Genomic DNA, 14,448 nt, shown 5'->3' on the forward strand with positions numbered 1-14,448 from the left:
AACCCGCGCCTGCCCGCCGCGCCCCATCTCGAACCTGCGCTCGAACCGTCGCCCGGTCCGCCCCGTATCCGCCTCGTGACCAGCCGCGTTGTCCGGGGTGCTCCACTCGATCCCTACCGAGGAGAAGTCCGTGAATCCCGTACGTCCCCTTCCCGCCGCTCACCCCTCGTTCGAAAATCCTCCCGCTGTGTCCGTCAAGCCCGTGGTGCTCCAGCGCCCGGCGGACGCGCGCCGCGCCCCGTTCGCATCGGCATCACGACCGTCACCGAGGTGGGGGGCATGAGCGACGCGAAGGCACTTCCCACGGCGCTGCGCGGCTGGGCCGAGCGGGAGATCGGGGCCGTCGCCGAGGTCCGGGACGCCTCCCACCCGCGGCGGACCTCCCGGGTGTGGGAGCTCGTACGCGGCAACGGCTGCCGGTTCTACCTGAAGGTCTCCCGCACGGCGCGGACGTACGAGCGGGAGACGTTCGCCCTGCGGCACGCGGTGCCCGCGCTGGGAGCCGGCCGAGCGCCCCAGCTACGGGCCTCCAGCGCCGAGCACTTGACGCTACTGACGACCGCCGTGCCCGGCCGCCCGGTGCAGGAGCTCACGCTCACTGCGGCCGAGGAGTACGAGGCACACCGCCAGGGCGGTCTGCTCCTGGCCCGGCTGCACGCGGCCGGCGACCTGAGGGGCCGCTGGCGCATCGAGGCCGAAGGAGCCCTGCGCGCGGCGACACACGACGTGGAGAGACGCCTGGAAGATGCCGGGGATCGGCTGACGGAGGCGGAGCGCACGCTCGTACGCACCCTGACCGAACAGCTCCGCTGGGTGGGGCCGTTGCCGCTCGGATTCATCCACGGCGACGCCTGGCCGAGGAACCTGCTCTGGTCGGAGCGCGTGGCCTGGGTCGACTTCGATCGGTCCCGATTCGCCCCCGTGGTGCAGGAGTTCGTCGCGCCGGCCTGCGGTGTGTGGGCCGACAGACCACGGCTGCGCACCGCCTGCCTGAGCGGGTACGGACGTGAGCTGACACCACCGGAGCTCCATGTGCTGAAGTGTCTGGCCGCCGTCGACGCGGTAAGCGCCCTCAACCAGGGCGAGGAGCACGACGATCCATGCCTCGCCGCACGCGGGCGGCGCACCCTTCACCGGCTGATGACGGGGGTGTTCGCGTGAAGCGACTCCGCAGCACCGGCAGGCCGCCGACGGCCGCCGTGCCACAGACAGTGTCCGCCGCAGGGGACAGCACGGCGGCCGTTCCCGGCGCCCGTTCGGCAGACCCTCAGCCCTCGGCTCCCCCCGAGCTGGACTACAACGGGCGCAAGCACCGCCGGGCCATGGACGACGCCACCTTGTGGGAGATGGCCCGCCGTATCCCGATGGCGCTCGCCCAGTCGGCCCGGCTGGCCTGGTCCGTCGACCGACGTATGACGCTCACGATCCTCCTGTGCCAGCTGCTGTCCGGCCTCGGCACCGCCGTCATGCTCACCGCGGTCTCCAGGGCGCTGCCCCACCTCGCCACCGCCGACGCCCGCACCGGGCTCCGGCAGGCCTGGCCGGCCCTGACCGTCGCGGTCATCGCGATGGCCATGGGCGCGGGTATGTGGATCCTCGCCGACTGGGCGACCCGCCGCCTCAATCCGAAGATCGCCTCGGCCGCCGATCTCACCCTGGTCGACCTCCACATGAGGGCCGAGCTCTCGGCGTACGACACGGAAGGGTTCACCGACCGGAGCCAGGCCGCGGAGATCGGGGCGCTGCGCGCGGTCGACCTCGCCGACGACGCCAAGACGCTCACCAACGGCTTCGTCCAACTGGTGTCCGCCGCGACCGTCCTCACGTCCCTCCACCCTCTGCTCCTGGGCGTGTTGCTGCTGTCGGTCGTCCCCAGGGGCCTGGGCGGAGTCATCGCCGCGCGCATCGACTACCGCGTCCATGACCGCACCCTGTCCGCCCGCAACGTGCGCGGCATGATGCGCTGGTGGCTCACGACCTCGGAGCTCGCCGACGAACTGCGCGCCAACACGATGCGCCCCTACCTGCACTCCTGGTACCGGGCGATGTGTGACCGGGTCGAGGGACGCGAACTGCAGGGAGCCCGACCGTACTTGCTGGTGACGCTCCTGGCGGCCTCCTTGGCGGGCCTGTTCACGCTCGGCATGTGGGCCTCCTTGGCGGCGCTCGCCATCTCGGGAGCGATGTCGACGGCGATCGCCGGCACCGCTGTCGTCGCCTCCCAGACGGCCGGCCGCGCCCTCAACTCGATCGTGCGGTACGGCGCGGTGATGTTCCACCACGGCCTCTACCTCAGCGACTACTACACGTTCATCGACGAAGTCCGCTCCATGACCACCGCCCGCGGCACCACCCGGGCCGAGGCGCCGCGGCAGATCCGCCTGTGCGACGCGGAGTTCACCTACCCCAACAAGGACGCCCCCGCCCTGCACCCGATCACCCTCACCCTCAACCGCGGCGAGGTCGTCGCGCTGGTCGGCGAGAACGGCGCCGGCAAGTCGACCCTCATCCGCCTGCTCACCGGGCTGACCATGCCGACCGGCGGAACCGTCCGGTGGGACGACACCGATCTCGCCGCCGCCGACGCCGAGTCCGTCTGGCGGCACGTCGGCCTCGTCCCCCAGAAGAACGGACACTGGCCGCTGCGCGCCCGGGAGAACATCACCCTGGGCCAGCCCCGTGAGCACGGCGACGAACGCGTCTGGGACGCCGCGGAACGCGTGGGGATGGCCAAGGTCCTTCAAGGGCTCCCGGACCAGCTCGACACCCTGCTGGCCCGCTCGGTATGGGGCGGGCACGAGTTGTCCGGTGGCCAATGGCAACGCCTGGCCTGCGCCCGGGCGATGTACCGCGAGCCGGCCGTGCTCGTCCTCGACGAGCCGACCAGCGAGATGGACGCCCGCGGCGAGCACCTGATCTTCCGCAAGCTCCGCGAGATGGCCCCGGACCGGATCACCGTGGTCGTCACACACCGCTTGGACAACGTGAGGATGGCCGACCGCGTCATCGTCCTCGACCGAGGACGCGTCCGCGAGGAGGGCACCTTCGACACCCTCGTCACCACGGAGGGAAGCCTCTTGGGCGAGCTCTACGCACTCGCCCAGGACCGCTGACCCCTCATCCACCCCGGCGGGGCCGTGTCGGACGCGGCCCCGCCCCTGACAGCGGTGGGGAGTTGGAGCAGTCGGTGGTGCCGAGGCTGTAGAGCACCTGGCACGGACACCACCTCACACACAACACCTGCGCACGGAGCGTCGGTTGCCGTCAGGCCTTCCGGGCCATCCCCGCGGCGATGAGGTGTTCCCAGACGGTGAGTTCCCTTGCGCCGCCGTCGTTCCACGGGTTGTCTTCGTCCACCGCCGCGGGTCGCCACAGCGAGGCGGCTACGACTCCGGGGTCGAGGATCTCCAGACCGTCCAGCAGGGACGCGATCTCCTCGTCGGTACGCCAGCGGCCACGACCGAACGTCTGCTGGAGGACCTTCTCCGCCTCGGCCGTCTCCGGGTTGTTGCCGGACCGGAAGTGGCTGACGAAGAAGTAGCTTCCGGAGGGCACGCGGTCACGCCAGTAGCGGACGATCCCGGCAGGGTCCTCCTCGTCGTTGACGTGATGGAGGATGGCACTGAACACGACGGCCACTGGGCGGTCGAAGTCGATCATTTCCCGGGTTTCGGGGTGGTTGTAGACGGCTTCTGGGTCACGGACGTCCGCTTCGATGACCCGGGTCCGGTCGTTCTCCTCCAGCAAGGCCCGTCCGTGGACGAGCACTTGGGGATCGATGTCGACGTACACCACGCGGGACTCCGGGGTATGGCGCTGCGCGACCTGGTGCACGTTGTCGGCGGTCGGCAGACCGCTGCCCAGGTCGATGAACTGGGTCACCTCGGTGGTCGTGGCGATCTCCGCGACCGCCCGGGTCAACGCGGACCGGTTGGCGAAGGCGATCGCCACCGAGCCGGGAAGATCACGCTTGAACACGTCACCGATCTCCCGGTCCACGGCGTAGTTGTCCTTGCCCCCCAGCAAATAGTCGTACACACGCGCAATGCTGGGCCTGGTGGCGTCGATCGAGGTGCCTTCGCTCGTCATGACGACCATCCTCCCCCGCGAGAGAACGCGCTGCCCAGCACTTTGGACCATCGAACTGCCAAGTCCTGCTTCTTCGTTCAACCCGGCGGCCAGCCTGCGCGGGGAACTACGCCATAGCTTCCGGTCGCGAGGGACGGCTGAGCATCTCACGCTCGACTTCAGCAACTCGCTTGTACTCATTCAAAATCTCGCGCATCCTTCAAGCATGACTTCACAGGAATCGCTGGAAGACATCTTCGCCATTCGCTGGCCGCGGCCGGGCCTCCCCGAGGACGAACAGGCCCCTGTGGCAGCGCGTCACGCCGCGTTGGACGCCAGAGGTAAGTCCCAAGCGGCCTTCTTCGAGAAGCTTCGAGCCGCAGAGAAGGAACACGGACCGGACCACGATCCGCTCCTCGTCGCTCTCGAGGAACTCGCCGAGATCAAGCGGGTCGCCGATGAACAGATGCGCCTGCTCCTGGCCTACGGCCGGGTCTACGTCACTCCGCGCCCACACACACTGGAGACCCTCGGCCAGGCCGTCGGCCTCACCCCTTCCGGTGTGAGCCGCGCCTTCGGCGCCAAGGAGGTTCTCGCCGTCGGGAGCCTCACCGGCCAGCGCCCCACCGCAGTCGAGATCCGCGATCACGACCCCGAGTTCTTCACCGGTGACGCAAGCCGACGGCGTTGCACTTGGGGCGGCAGCAAGGACAACCCCTGCACCGACGAGCCCAAGTACGCCGTCACCGACAAGTCCGGCACCAAGTGGGCTTGCTGCGACCGCCACTTGCCCGGCTACCTCCGCTCCCGTCCGCGAACCTGAGCGGCCCGGTTCCCCATGCTTCTGGGAGAGCTCTTCACTCCCGTCGCCTCGTAAGCCTCACGAATCGGCAAGGGGATGCGCCCTCCATCATTCACGAGATAGCCGTTTGCGCGTGCTCTCCAGTCTCGCGAGGACACTGCTTCCAGCCTGTCCGCCGCCTCTACGGTTGCACCTCCTCCAAGGCCATCTGACGGCTCACCCTGGTCTCTGACACGCAGGCAGCCCTGCCCGGTTGCGGGAACCGGGTCCCGGTGATCGCCCAACTGGTGCAGGCCGACGAGGACACCGTCCGGGATGTGATCCACCGGTTCAATGAGATCGGCCTGGCCTGCCTGGACCCTCGATGGGCGGGAGGCCGTCCCCGCCTTCTCAGTACCAACGACGAGGACTTCGTCCTCCAGACGTCCACCACCCGCCCGACCAAGCTTGGCCAGCCCTTCACCCGCTGGTCCATTCGCAGACTCGCCGCCTCCCTGCGGAAATTCCATGGCACAGGGTCATCCGCATCGGCCGCGAGGCATCACGCCGCCTGCCGGCCCGCCGCGGCATCACCTTCCAGCGGACCAAGAGGTGGAAGGAGTCCCCGGACCCCGACCGTGAGGCGAAGCTGGACCGAATCGAGCATGTCCTGGAGCGCTTCCCGGACCGGGTCTTCGCGTTCGACGAGTTCGGCCCGCTCGGCATCCGCCCCACCGGCGGTGCGGGCTGGGCCCCCGCCGGCCACCCCGGGCGGGCACCCTGCGACCTACCATCGCACCCACGGCGTCAGGTACTTCCACGGGTGCTACCCGATCCGCGACGACACGCTCTGGGGCATCAACCGCCGGAAGCAGGGTGCCGCGAACACGCCGACCGCGCTCAGGTCGATCCGAACCGCCCGCCCGGACGGCGCCCCCGTCTACGTCATCCTGGACAACCTGTCTGCCCACCAAGGGTGAGACGATCCGTCGCTGGGCGAAGAAGAACCGCGTCGAGCTGTGCTTCACGCCCACCTACGCGTCCTGGGCTAACCTGATCGAGGCGCACTTCGGGCCGCTGCGGCAGTTCACCAGCACCAACTCCGACCACCACGAACTCCGACCACCGCAACCACATCGTGCAGACCCGGGCCCTGCAGTCCTATCTGCGTTGGCGCAATATGAATGCCCGTCACCCCGACGAGCCGCCAGCCCAGCGCCGCGAGCGGACCCGCATCCGAAGCGAGAGGGGTATCCGCTGGGGAGGCCGCCCACTCGCCGAAGCGGCCTGACCCAACGAGAAGAGACACTCCGATGGCAGTAGAGATCATCTACGAGACTCACGCCACCACCACCGACAACCAGGCGGGCATCGCTACCGGCTGGCTCCCGGGCCGGCTCTCGGAACTGGGCCGCCGCCAGGCCGGGGAACTGGGCGAGCGCCGACGCGACGACGCGCTCGCGACCGTGTTCACCTCCGACCTTCACCGCGCCGTGGAAACCGCCCGGATCGCGTTCCCCGGCGGCAAGCCCGCGATCCATCAGGACATCCGACTACGCGAGTGCAACTACGGCGACCTCAACGGAACATCCGCCAACCTCATCGCCGCCCAACGGGCCCGCCGGATCGACGACCCCTTCCCAGGCGGACAGAGCTACCGCCAGGTCCTGGCGGCCACCGACGCATTCCTCCATGACCTGGCCACTGACTGGGACGGCTGCCGGATCCTGCTGATCGCCCACTCGGCCAACCGATGGGCTCTGGACTGTCTGCTCACCGGAGCATCACTGGATGACCTGCTCGAAGCCCCACCTGCGTGGCGCCCGGGCTGGCGCTATACGCTTCCCGCCGACTGGCCTGCCCCAACCCGGTGAACCTTCTGAGTCACGGCACTGGCCACCGGCGCCGGCTCCTCAGCCCGGGTATGCGATCGAGCCCAGTGGCGGGCAGGGGCCGAGCAAGGTGCCGGCGCCGGTGCGTTCGACGAAAGCCCGAGCCGCGGCGGCTCGGCGTCGCTCGGATTCCAGCTCGTCGGCTCACCAGGCATTACGCCTTGCACGCGTAGTCCCATGAGTCGTCGATGACACTGAGGCTCATGTTTCCGGTGCTGCGCTGCATGTCCGATTTCGTGGCGGCCTGCTGGAATGCCGTCTGGGCCGCGGCGAGATCAATGAGTTCGCTTTCCGGCGGCCGCTCTGGCAAGACTGGGCGGATGACAGCCGGCGCGCCCAGAGGACATGTCGACCCTCCACGCATCGTCACCGAGCACGCGGAGGGGCGGCCTGTGCGGGCCGTATGGCAGAACAGGCTCGGCGGGCTGACGTTCCAAGTCGGCTCGGGTGATACGCGGCGGTTCGTGAAGTGGACACCGGCCGACAGCGGAGTCGATCTCGCGGCCGAGGTGGCACGCCTGCGGTGGGCGGCGCGGTTCACCCTGGTGCCGCGGGTACTTGGTGAGGGTGCCGACGCCTCGGGGTCTTGGATCATCACCCAGGGCCTGGCCGGGTGGATGGCGGTGGACGATCGCTGGAAGCACGACACCGGTACCGCCGTACGCGCGATCGGCTCGGGGCTACGGGCTCTCCACGACACCCTGCCCGTCGCGGACTGCCCGTTCGACTGGTCCGCCGAAAGGCGACTGGAGCGCGCGCGGTCGCGAGCGGCGGCGGGCCGGATACACACGGCGGACTGGCACCAAGACATTCAAAGGTTCGGCACGGTCGAGCGCGCACTCGGCGCCCTCGCCGACATTCCGCCCGTCGACCGGCTCGTCGTGTGTCACGGTGACGCCTGCGCTCCCAACACCCTTGTCTGCGCCGACGGTACGTGCGGCGGACACGTCGACCTCGGCGCCCTCGGCCTCGGGGACCGTTGGGCCGACCTCGCGGTCGCCACATGGAGTACGCGGTGGAACTACGGTCCGGGATGGGAAGAGCCCCTGCTCGATGCCTACGGGATCGAGCCGGACCGGGAACGGATCACGTACTACCGGCTGTTGTGGGAACTGGCGGACTGAACAGCGGCCCCGGCACCGAGTCCGGGGTCGGACACTCCGGACGGTCGGTCACCGGTTGGATGTCGAAGAGGGTTTCCTCCTGCGATGGAATCGGAGGGTCGAGGGTGTCGCGGAGGCGGGCGATGCCTTGGCGCCACCTCGGCCCGTCCGGAGCCCCGTCCCACAGTCCGCGTGTTCGGTCCACGGCCCGTCGGAGCCGTTGCCGAACCTCCCTGCCGACTTTCGAACACTCGCCGTCGACGCCCTGGACCAGGTGATCGCTGAGGTAGCCGAACTCGCCGAAGCTTCGGAGATCGTCGCACCGACCACTGACAACAGGGGCGACGGGCTCGGGGAGCCCATCTCCCCTTGGCCGTCACGCCATTGGGAGTGTTACTTGCGCTTCGCCCTCGGTCCGAGCCCTATGCCAGTTGATGCTTGTCGGTTCCCAGTGGCTCGTCTCGCAGCGTTGGCCGGGCAATCGATCTGCTGCGCCGATTTCAGGGGGGTTACGCAGCCGAGTTCACGCAAGACCGGCGAGGGGGGCACTGGGCTGCCAGGAGACGGGCAGGACAACGTCGACGCCGTCACGGCGCGCCAAGGGCATCAGTCGGCTCATGGTGGTGTCGAGGTCGTCGAACAGGTAGGGCATGGGGCGCAGTGGCCGGTCCAGGCCCAAGAAGAAGTCGTCCCAGTGCACCAGGATGACCCGCCTGGCCCCGGTCGCGGCCACCACCTCATCCCAGTAGGTCCGAAGGAACTCGGCGGGCTGCTTCCCCAGCATGCCGACGCCCAGGTATACGACGTCGGCGTGATGACCGCGCAGCGCACCGAGCCGGTAGTTGGCGCTGGCGTGCAACAGCACGCGGCCGTAGGGGTGGGTGACGAGCACGGAGTAGGCGGTGCCGGTCTTCCAGGCACCGGCGCGAGCCGGCGGGATCAAAGGCTGGTCAACGGTACCGGGGTAGTGGTCACCCGGGCTGTGCACGGAGTCCAGGAAGGTCAGCGTGAAACTGCCGTAGGTCACGGTGTCGCCATCGCCCACCACCCTCAAGGACGACTCGGAGACCTCCAGGCCGCGCCCAATGTTGGCGGTGGACTCCGACCCGACCAGGTCGGCGCCGGTCTCCAGCGCCCAGACCGGTGCGTCGAGGGCGTGGTCGTAGTGGGAATGGGCGCACACCACGGCGGCGAGGTCGTCCACCCGAAGCCGCTCGATGGCGGCCCGGACCAGCGCGCGATTCGGGGCGATCTTGCCCATGCCCACGCGCATCATTCCCGGGCGGGTGACGAACCCGTCGCTGAGCACGGAGGTCTGCCCGTCCGACAGCAGTACTGAACTGGTGCCCAGGAAGTGAGCGCTCAGCCCCTCATGGTGCGCTGCAGTGCGCTGCTGGTAAGGCAGATAGGGCCGCAAACTCGGCCGGCCGATCGGCACCTTCATGCGAGCATCTTCGGACCCCAGGTATCGCAGTGCCAGCTCTGGACCCAGTGTGCCCGCTCACAAACGATCGAACGGTCAAGCCGAGGGAAGCGGTGTCAAGCATCCGGTGAAGGCATCAACCGAGACAAGACAAAGCCCCGAAGCCCCAGCTTCTAAAACTGCCGATCATCGTTGACACCTGGGTCTCTGATCACTAGGAGATCCACATGTCGAAGACACCCCCGCTCGATCGCGAGGCCAAGCGACGCCTGGCCGTCATACGCCATGTCGAAGAGGTCACCGGCAACGTCGCCATGAGCTGCCGGTACTTCGGCATCAGCCGGCAGGCGTACTACATCTGGTATCGCCGATAGCAGGCCGAGGGCGTCGAGGGGCTGCGCACTCGCTCGAAGGCGCCCAAGCACAGCCCGCACGCCACGCACGTGGAGGTCGTCGGGAAGATCATCTATCTCCGGCAGAACTACCACTTCGGGCCCGAGAAGATCGCCATGTACCTCAAGCGGTACCACGACGTCACGATCAGCAAGTCGGGCGTGTGGCGGATCCTCAAGCGCCTGGACATGGGCCGCCTGCCGGCCTCCCAGCGCTACAAGCGCCACGACCGCAGATGGAAGCGGTACGAGAAGCAGCTGCCCGGCCACCGCGTGCAGATCGATGTGAAGTTCATCGAACCGCTCGCCTCCATGCCTCAGGGCCGGCGCGGCGGCCGCAACAAGTACTACCAGTTCACGGCGATCGACGACTGCACCCGGCTGCGGGTCCTGAAGATCTATCCGACGCTCAACCAGGCCACCGCTATCCAGTTCGTCGACTACGTCCTGCAGAGGCTGCCGTTCCAGGTGGAGGTGATCCAGACGGACAACGGAGCCGAGTTCCAGTCCGCCTTCCACTTCCACGTGCTCGACAAAGGTATCGGCCACGCCTACATCAAGCCCCGCACACCGCGGCTGAACGGAAAGGTCGAACGCTCTCACCGGATCGACGGCGAGGAGTTCTACCGGCTCCTGGAGGGCGTCGTCATCGACGATGCCGAGGTCTTCAACGACAAGCTGCGCGAGTGGGAGGACTACTACAACTACCATCGCCCCCACGGCGGCCTCGGCGGCCAGACCCCTTGCGAACGCCTCAAGCAGAAGACCGCACCCCAGGCGTAAACGATCATCGTCGGTTGCACAAGGCTCTGTCAGCCATTGAGTAACAACCTTCTTTACGGGTTCAAGCCCCGGCTGCGCTCCGCTCCGCCGGGCGCGCTCCTGGCTCCGCTCCGCCGCCGCTCCTGCCTTCGGCCCGCTCCGGCGGGCTGCGCCAACGCGCGCCACGAGAGAAGGCCGAGGCGTAAGGAAGCTCCCGTAAACCCGCTGATGGGCCGGTCGGCTCCGAGACTTTGGGCAGCCACCATGGGGCGAGCCTCGAAGATCATGGCCCCAACGTCGTGCTTTAACGGGCAGGTCCACAGACTGCCCGACTCGCCGGAAGCTTAAGGGGCCATGATCACTCGCCCCATGGCAGCTCCCGCCCAAAGTCTCGGAGCCAACCTCTCAGCGTCGTCGACCGCAGACCGTCGTGCCGACCATGCGCCCGCTGGCCTTCGTGAATCAGTGTCCGTAGATGTGGCCGCGTACTAGCGGGTCGTGTTCCAAGATGAAGTCGGACACCTTCCAGAACTCTGACAACCTCGGGTGCTGGAGAGCAGCCTCACGATCGAGCTTGGTGCCGAACAGAGGACCGTCGGGGTGCGCGAGCCCGGCAGTCACCAGGGTCGAAGCCGGCGTGTTCTGCCCAGCCACGGGACCGACGCGGCAGGCGAACGAAACGTGATCGCCCCACTGTTCAGCTCCAGCTCCCCAGGTCCCGAAGATCACGTCTATCCACGCATCGTGATCCTTGTCCTTGTGGTGGTAGCAGTTCGCGAAGTACACGGCGTACGCGGCACCGTCAGCGTGGACGAAGCTCCACACCCGTTCGATCGGAGCTTGGCAGCAGTCACACTGGAACTCGCGGGTCTGCCGGTCCGGGCCAAAGGTCAGTGACATGCCGGCCATCATGCGGCACGATCGACCGCCCCCGAGCAGGAGCCCCGACGCCGTGCCCCTCCCGTGCCCGTTCTGTCGGCAACCAGCGGGGAGCCACGGTTACCAGCGGACAATGCCCACAAGAACGGCCCCTGACCGTTTTAGCTGGTCAGGAGCCGTTCACCTGCGGTGGGTGTGGGATTTGAACCCACGGTGACTCGCGCCACGACGGTTTTCAAGACCGTGTACAGGACACGGCTTGCCGACGCAGCCCCCACGCCCTGAACCGAACACTCACGAACCTGCCGACGCCGATGGACAGCGCGGTCGACAGAATTGACAGCACGCCGTCGAAGGTCACGTCGCCGCCTCTGTTTGCCAACGACACCAGGAACGCGATCGCCACGAGGGTCGCGCCGGTCACGGCAAGCAAGACCGCCACCTCGGACCACCACATCGCCCGTGTCGGTTGAGTCGTCATGGCGCAGTTGTATCTCACGCCCTCTCTGCCGTACAGCAGCGAGGTACAGCAACCATCGCGACCGGACCCAACCGTCAACAGTTCCGCGTGACCGTCTGACCAGCCGAGCAGACCTCAGCAGTTGTCCCGCCCATAGTTCGCATCGAGGGGCGGCTCTATACGCGATCGGGGAGAGGTGTGGCAGGGTGCGCAGATGTCCGTCGACGTTGCTTATCCCATCTTCCGCACCGAGGATCCCGCATCGGCGCTCCGAGTGGCGCGTCAGCTACTCGAAGTGGGTGATCAGCAGGACGCATGTGTTTCGGTGGCCGTCGAACTCCGGACGGTCGGGGACGTACTGCACGCGTGGAGAGCGCTGCCCGATGCTTGGTTCAGGAAAGAGGACACCGCGGACTGGGTCCGTGATCCGAGCGACCCGACTGGATTGCACGTCGGAGTCCACGCGCCCCAGCTCTCCACCAATCCCGCCTTCTTGTCGGCGCATCTTCCGCTCTGGGCATCGATGCTGGATCAGCCGGTAGGAAGCATTGAGAACACCTTCACGACCGTGGCCAGCAGGCATGTGGCAGAGATCCGCTGGTCCTGTCTGGGATGGCCGGAGGTCCCGGAACGTGGCCTGCACGCGGAGTTCAATCACGCCGAGGTATCTGTGCTGTTCAACGCCGCCACCCGTGAACTGGACGAGCGCATCGACGGGCACACTGTCCTCGTGCACGTCCGCCGCGGAAACGGCGACGAATACGAGGAACGCCAAGCGTCATGGCTGGCCGAACAGACCGGCCAGACCGTCATCGGTCCGCCGCAGCCGTGCTAGGGCCAGACACGAAGGTTCCTCGGTCGTCCGAAGCCAACAGGACATCAAAGACACCGCCCCAGGCCGTGCCACTCTCGTGCCAGAACGGACGGGGACTCACGGGGAATCAGAGCACGGAACGGGCAGTCGGGCCGCACTGCACCATGCCATGGAACCCGCAGCTCGGGCCCGTAATAGACCCACCTCGCTCCTAAAGCGGGTGTACGCGCCAGGCGTGAAACGTCCTGGCGCGTAAAAGGCGCCATGTCATCATCGGGCGATGCTGACCGAGGAGGACGCGCGCCGACTGGTGCTTGCCGAGATCGACGGCGCACGGGGCTGCGTCGAGTACGACCTTCAGATCCTGCGCGTGGTGGCCTTGCCGTTCGGGTGGATCTTCTACTGGGGAGCCGTCTGGGACGGTCAGGGACAGCGCCCTCGATTGGGAGGCAACGGTCCTTTTCTGGTGGATCGTGAAAACGAGCGGTTGATCCAAACTTCCACCGGCGTCCCCGTCGCCCGTCAGATCGCCGACTACGAACGGCGGCTGCGACGTGAAGCTCACGCCCGGAATCTGGCAGCGAAGCAAGCCGTACAGCAGCGCGGTACCGCAACCCCAGCGACTGCCCCCGCCCATCGGCGTCCCTCAGAGGCGTCAGAGCGACCGGAATGACCGTCGTTGACCGGACTGGCTAGAGCTACGGATCAGAAGGCTGCCGCCTGCACGTGCACTTACGGTTCTCTGGCCAGACACCTACCTTTGGCCCGCAGCTCCCAAGCCTGAGGGCCCTCGACTGCGGGTGGGGCTGCCGACCCGGTTTGTCGAAGCCGACGGCTACAGTCCGGGCATGCTGCCGCCACGTCCGGTCGAGGAGGCCAAAGGCCCGTACGACGCCGCGTACCACCCTCGGTTGGAGATGACGTTCCATCCTGTCGCGGAACCCATCACCGAGCCCGTCGCCAAACTAGGCGGTGAGCCCGTGTGGCTGGATAAGCCCTGCTGGCCGGTGCACCCCTCCACCGCAGAGCCCCTGGACTTCATCGGACAGTTTCCCGTCCCCATGGAACCGGGCGAGGAGCGGCGCATGGCGTACCTCTTCCTGTCCTACGACGACTACGAGACCGGTGGGGCGGACCCGGAAGACGGCGAGGCTGTCCTGCTCATCCAGCCCGGTGGCCGGGTTCCCGAGTTCGCCGCCATCGGGCCGGCCGGGACGAAGGGGCGTTCCCTGTGGCGGTTTGGCCCCGACGAGGAACAGGTGTCCGTCCAGTTCCAGATCCGGACCACAGCCGTCCCGGAGGCGGTGGAGCGCAGCCTGGAAGAGGACGGCACGGTCGATGTCCGGGACTACCTGGGAGGCAAGCCTGCCTATCCGGACTGGGCCGGGGTGGAGGCACCGTGGCGCTTCTTCTTCTGCCTCGGTGGGATGGAGGACGACGGACCGTACTTTCTGAACTTTGCGTACGGCAGCGGATTCGCCTACCTCAGCCCCGACCGCCTGGAGGGCCGCTTCAGTTGGGAAGCTGCCTAGAACCGTGTGCGGCCGTCTCAGTTTCCGTCTCATTCAGCACCGTTCACGGACGTTCAGACAGGACCGGGGCCTGAGGACCACCGGAAGCCCAGGCGCCGATGAACGCAGGTGAACGCCCGTGTACACAGCCCACAGCCCCACCCCCACAGTTGGAAAGCGTGTACCCGCCATCGGCACGGGACAGAGGTGGTGCGCGGTCGGCGCTGGCAGGTCACCGCCTGGCCATCGACGAAGCCCGGCCGTCGGTTACTGACCTTCAAAGCGTGGTGTCGTGGGGGCTGACGGTCCATGATCCCTGCGGTACGCCAAGTGCATGAGGTATGCGCAAGGGGGTGGCCTGAC

The 14,448-nt window shown here is 67.6% G+C and carries 12 protein-coding genes, 1 tRNA gene and 2 pseudogenes; 10 read left to right on the plus strand and 5 right to left on the minus strand.

All coding sequences use genetic code 11. The features are described 5' to 3' along the window. The first annotated feature begins 279 nt into the window (after positions 1 to 279). Positions 280 to 1,161, plus strand: a complete 882-nt coding sequence (locus tag ACIQ7M_RS37490) for a phosphotransferase enzyme family protein (RefSeq protein WP_403652752.1) — start codon at positions 280 to 282, stop codon at positions 1,159 to 1,161. A 185-nt stretch (positions 1,162 to 1,346) separates the two neighbouring features. Next, on the plus strand, positions 1,347 to 3,113 hold the full coding sequence (locus ACIQ7M_RS37495; RefSeq protein ID WP_403652795.1) for an ATP-binding cassette domain-containing protein: 1,767 nt from the start codon (positions 1,347 to 1,349) through the stop codon (positions 3,111 to 3,113). A 151-nt stretch (positions 3,114 to 3,264) separates the two neighbouring features. On the opposite strand, the gene ACIQ7M_RS37500 is transcribed toward ACIQ7M_RS37495, so the two are convergent. Beyond that, positions 3,265 to 4,089 (minus strand): SAM-dependent methyltransferase, encoded by an 825-nt coding sequence (locus tag ACIQ7M_RS37500; RefSeq protein WP_355773175.1) that lies wholly within the window; start codon positions 4,087 to 4,089, stop codon positions 3,265 to 3,267. On the opposite strand from ACIQ7M_RS37500, the gene ACIQ7M_RS37505 reads away from it, so the two are divergent. The 4 genes and pseudogenes from ACIQ7M_RS37505 (at position 4,058) to ACIQ7M_RS37520 (ending at position 7,865) form a co-directional block, all read left to right on the plus strand. Then, positions 4,058 to 4,891, plus strand: coding sequence for a hypothetical protein (locus tag ACIQ7M_RS37505; protein ID WP_403652756.1), 834 nt, complete (start codon positions 4,058 to 4,060; stop codon positions 4,889 to 4,891). The two genes, ACIQ7M_RS37500 and ACIQ7M_RS37505, sit on opposite strands and share 32 nt — an antisense overlap. A gap of 200 nt (positions 4,892 to 5,091) precedes the next feature. Beyond that, positions 5,092 to 6,140 (plus strand): annotated as a pseudogene (locus tag ACIQ7M_RS37510) (IS630 family transposase). A gap of 22 nt (positions 6,141 to 6,162) precedes the next feature. Continuing rightward, positions 6,163 to 6,723, plus strand: a complete 561-nt coding sequence (locus ACIQ7M_RS37515; RefSeq protein WP_403652758.1) for a histidine phosphatase family protein — start codon at positions 6,163 to 6,165, stop codon at positions 6,721 to 6,723. Between the two features lie 338 nt (positions 6,724 to 7,061). Beyond that, on the plus strand, positions 7,062 to 7,865 hold the full coding sequence (locus ACIQ7M_RS37520) for a phosphotransferase (RefSeq protein ID WP_403652761.1): 804 nt from the start codon (positions 7,062 to 7,064) through the stop codon (positions 7,863 to 7,865). A 502-nt stretch (positions 7,866 to 8,367) separates the two neighbouring features. On the opposite strand, the gene ACIQ7M_RS37525 is transcribed toward ACIQ7M_RS37520, so the two are convergent. Continuing rightward, complete coding sequence (locus ACIQ7M_RS37525; protein ID WP_403652764.1) at positions 8,368 to 9,288, minus strand: MBL fold metallo-hydrolase; 921 nt, start codon at positions 9,286 to 9,288, stop codon at positions 8,368 to 8,370. A 206-nt stretch (positions 9,289 to 9,494) separates the two neighbouring features. Here ACIQ7M_RS37525 and ACIQ7M_RS37530 point away from each other — a divergent pair. Further along, positions 9,495 to 10,442, plus strand: a pseudogene (locus ACIQ7M_RS37530) (IS481 family transposase). Between the two features lie 441 nt (positions 10,443 to 10,883). Here the strand turns inward: ACIQ7M_RS37530 and ACIQ7M_RS37535 are convergent. From ACIQ7M_RS37535 to ACIQ7M_RS37545, 3 genes are all read right to left on the minus strand, one after another. Then, positions 10,884 to 11,321: a hypothetical protein gene (locus ACIQ7M_RS37535; protein WP_403652767.1), complete on the minus strand. Its 438-nt coding sequence runs from the start codon at positions 11,319 to 11,321 to the stop codon at positions 10,884 to 10,886. A gap of 164 nt (positions 11,322 to 11,485) precedes the next feature. Next, positions 11,486 to 11,580 (minus strand) — tRNA-OTHER (locus ACIQ7M_RS37540). Beyond that, complete coding sequence (locus tag ACIQ7M_RS37545; protein ID WP_403652770.1) at positions 11,536 to 11,781, minus strand: hypothetical protein; 246 nt, start codon at positions 11,779 to 11,781, stop codon at positions 11,536 to 11,538. Before ACIQ7M_RS37545 ends, ACIQ7M_RS37540 begins: the two co-directional genes overlap by 45 nt. 193 nt (positions 11,782 to 11,974) lie before the next feature. Here ACIQ7M_RS37545 and ACIQ7M_RS37550 point away from each other — a divergent pair, with 193 nt between their 5' ends. The 3 genes from ACIQ7M_RS37550 (at position 11,975) to ACIQ7M_RS37560 (ending at position 14,106) form a co-directional block, all read left to right on the plus strand. Then, a complete protein-coding gene (locus tag ACIQ7M_RS37550; protein WP_403652773.1) occupies positions 11,975 to 12,595 on the plus strand; it encodes a hypothetical protein in 621 nt (206 codons plus the stop codon). Between the two features lie 259 nt (positions 12,596 to 12,854). Next, positions 12,855 to 13,247, plus strand: coding sequence for a hypothetical protein (locus ACIQ7M_RS37555; RefSeq protein ID WP_403652776.1), 393 nt, complete (start codon positions 12,855 to 12,857; stop codon positions 13,245 to 13,247). A 175-nt stretch (positions 13,248 to 13,422) separates the two neighbouring features. After that, positions 13,423 to 14,106 carry a hypothetical protein gene (locus ACIQ7M_RS37560; protein ID WP_403652779.1) on the plus strand — a complete coding sequence of 228 codons (684 nt, stop codon included), beginning with the start codon at positions 13,423 to 13,425 and terminating at the stop codon, positions 14,104 to 14,106. Positions 14,107 to 14,448: the final 342 nt, after the last annotated feature.

It is taken from the genome of Streptomyces sp. NPDC096324 (assembly GCF_044763015.1).
GTDB lineage: Bacteria > Actinomycetota > Actinomycetes > Streptomycetales > Streptomycetaceae > Streptomyces.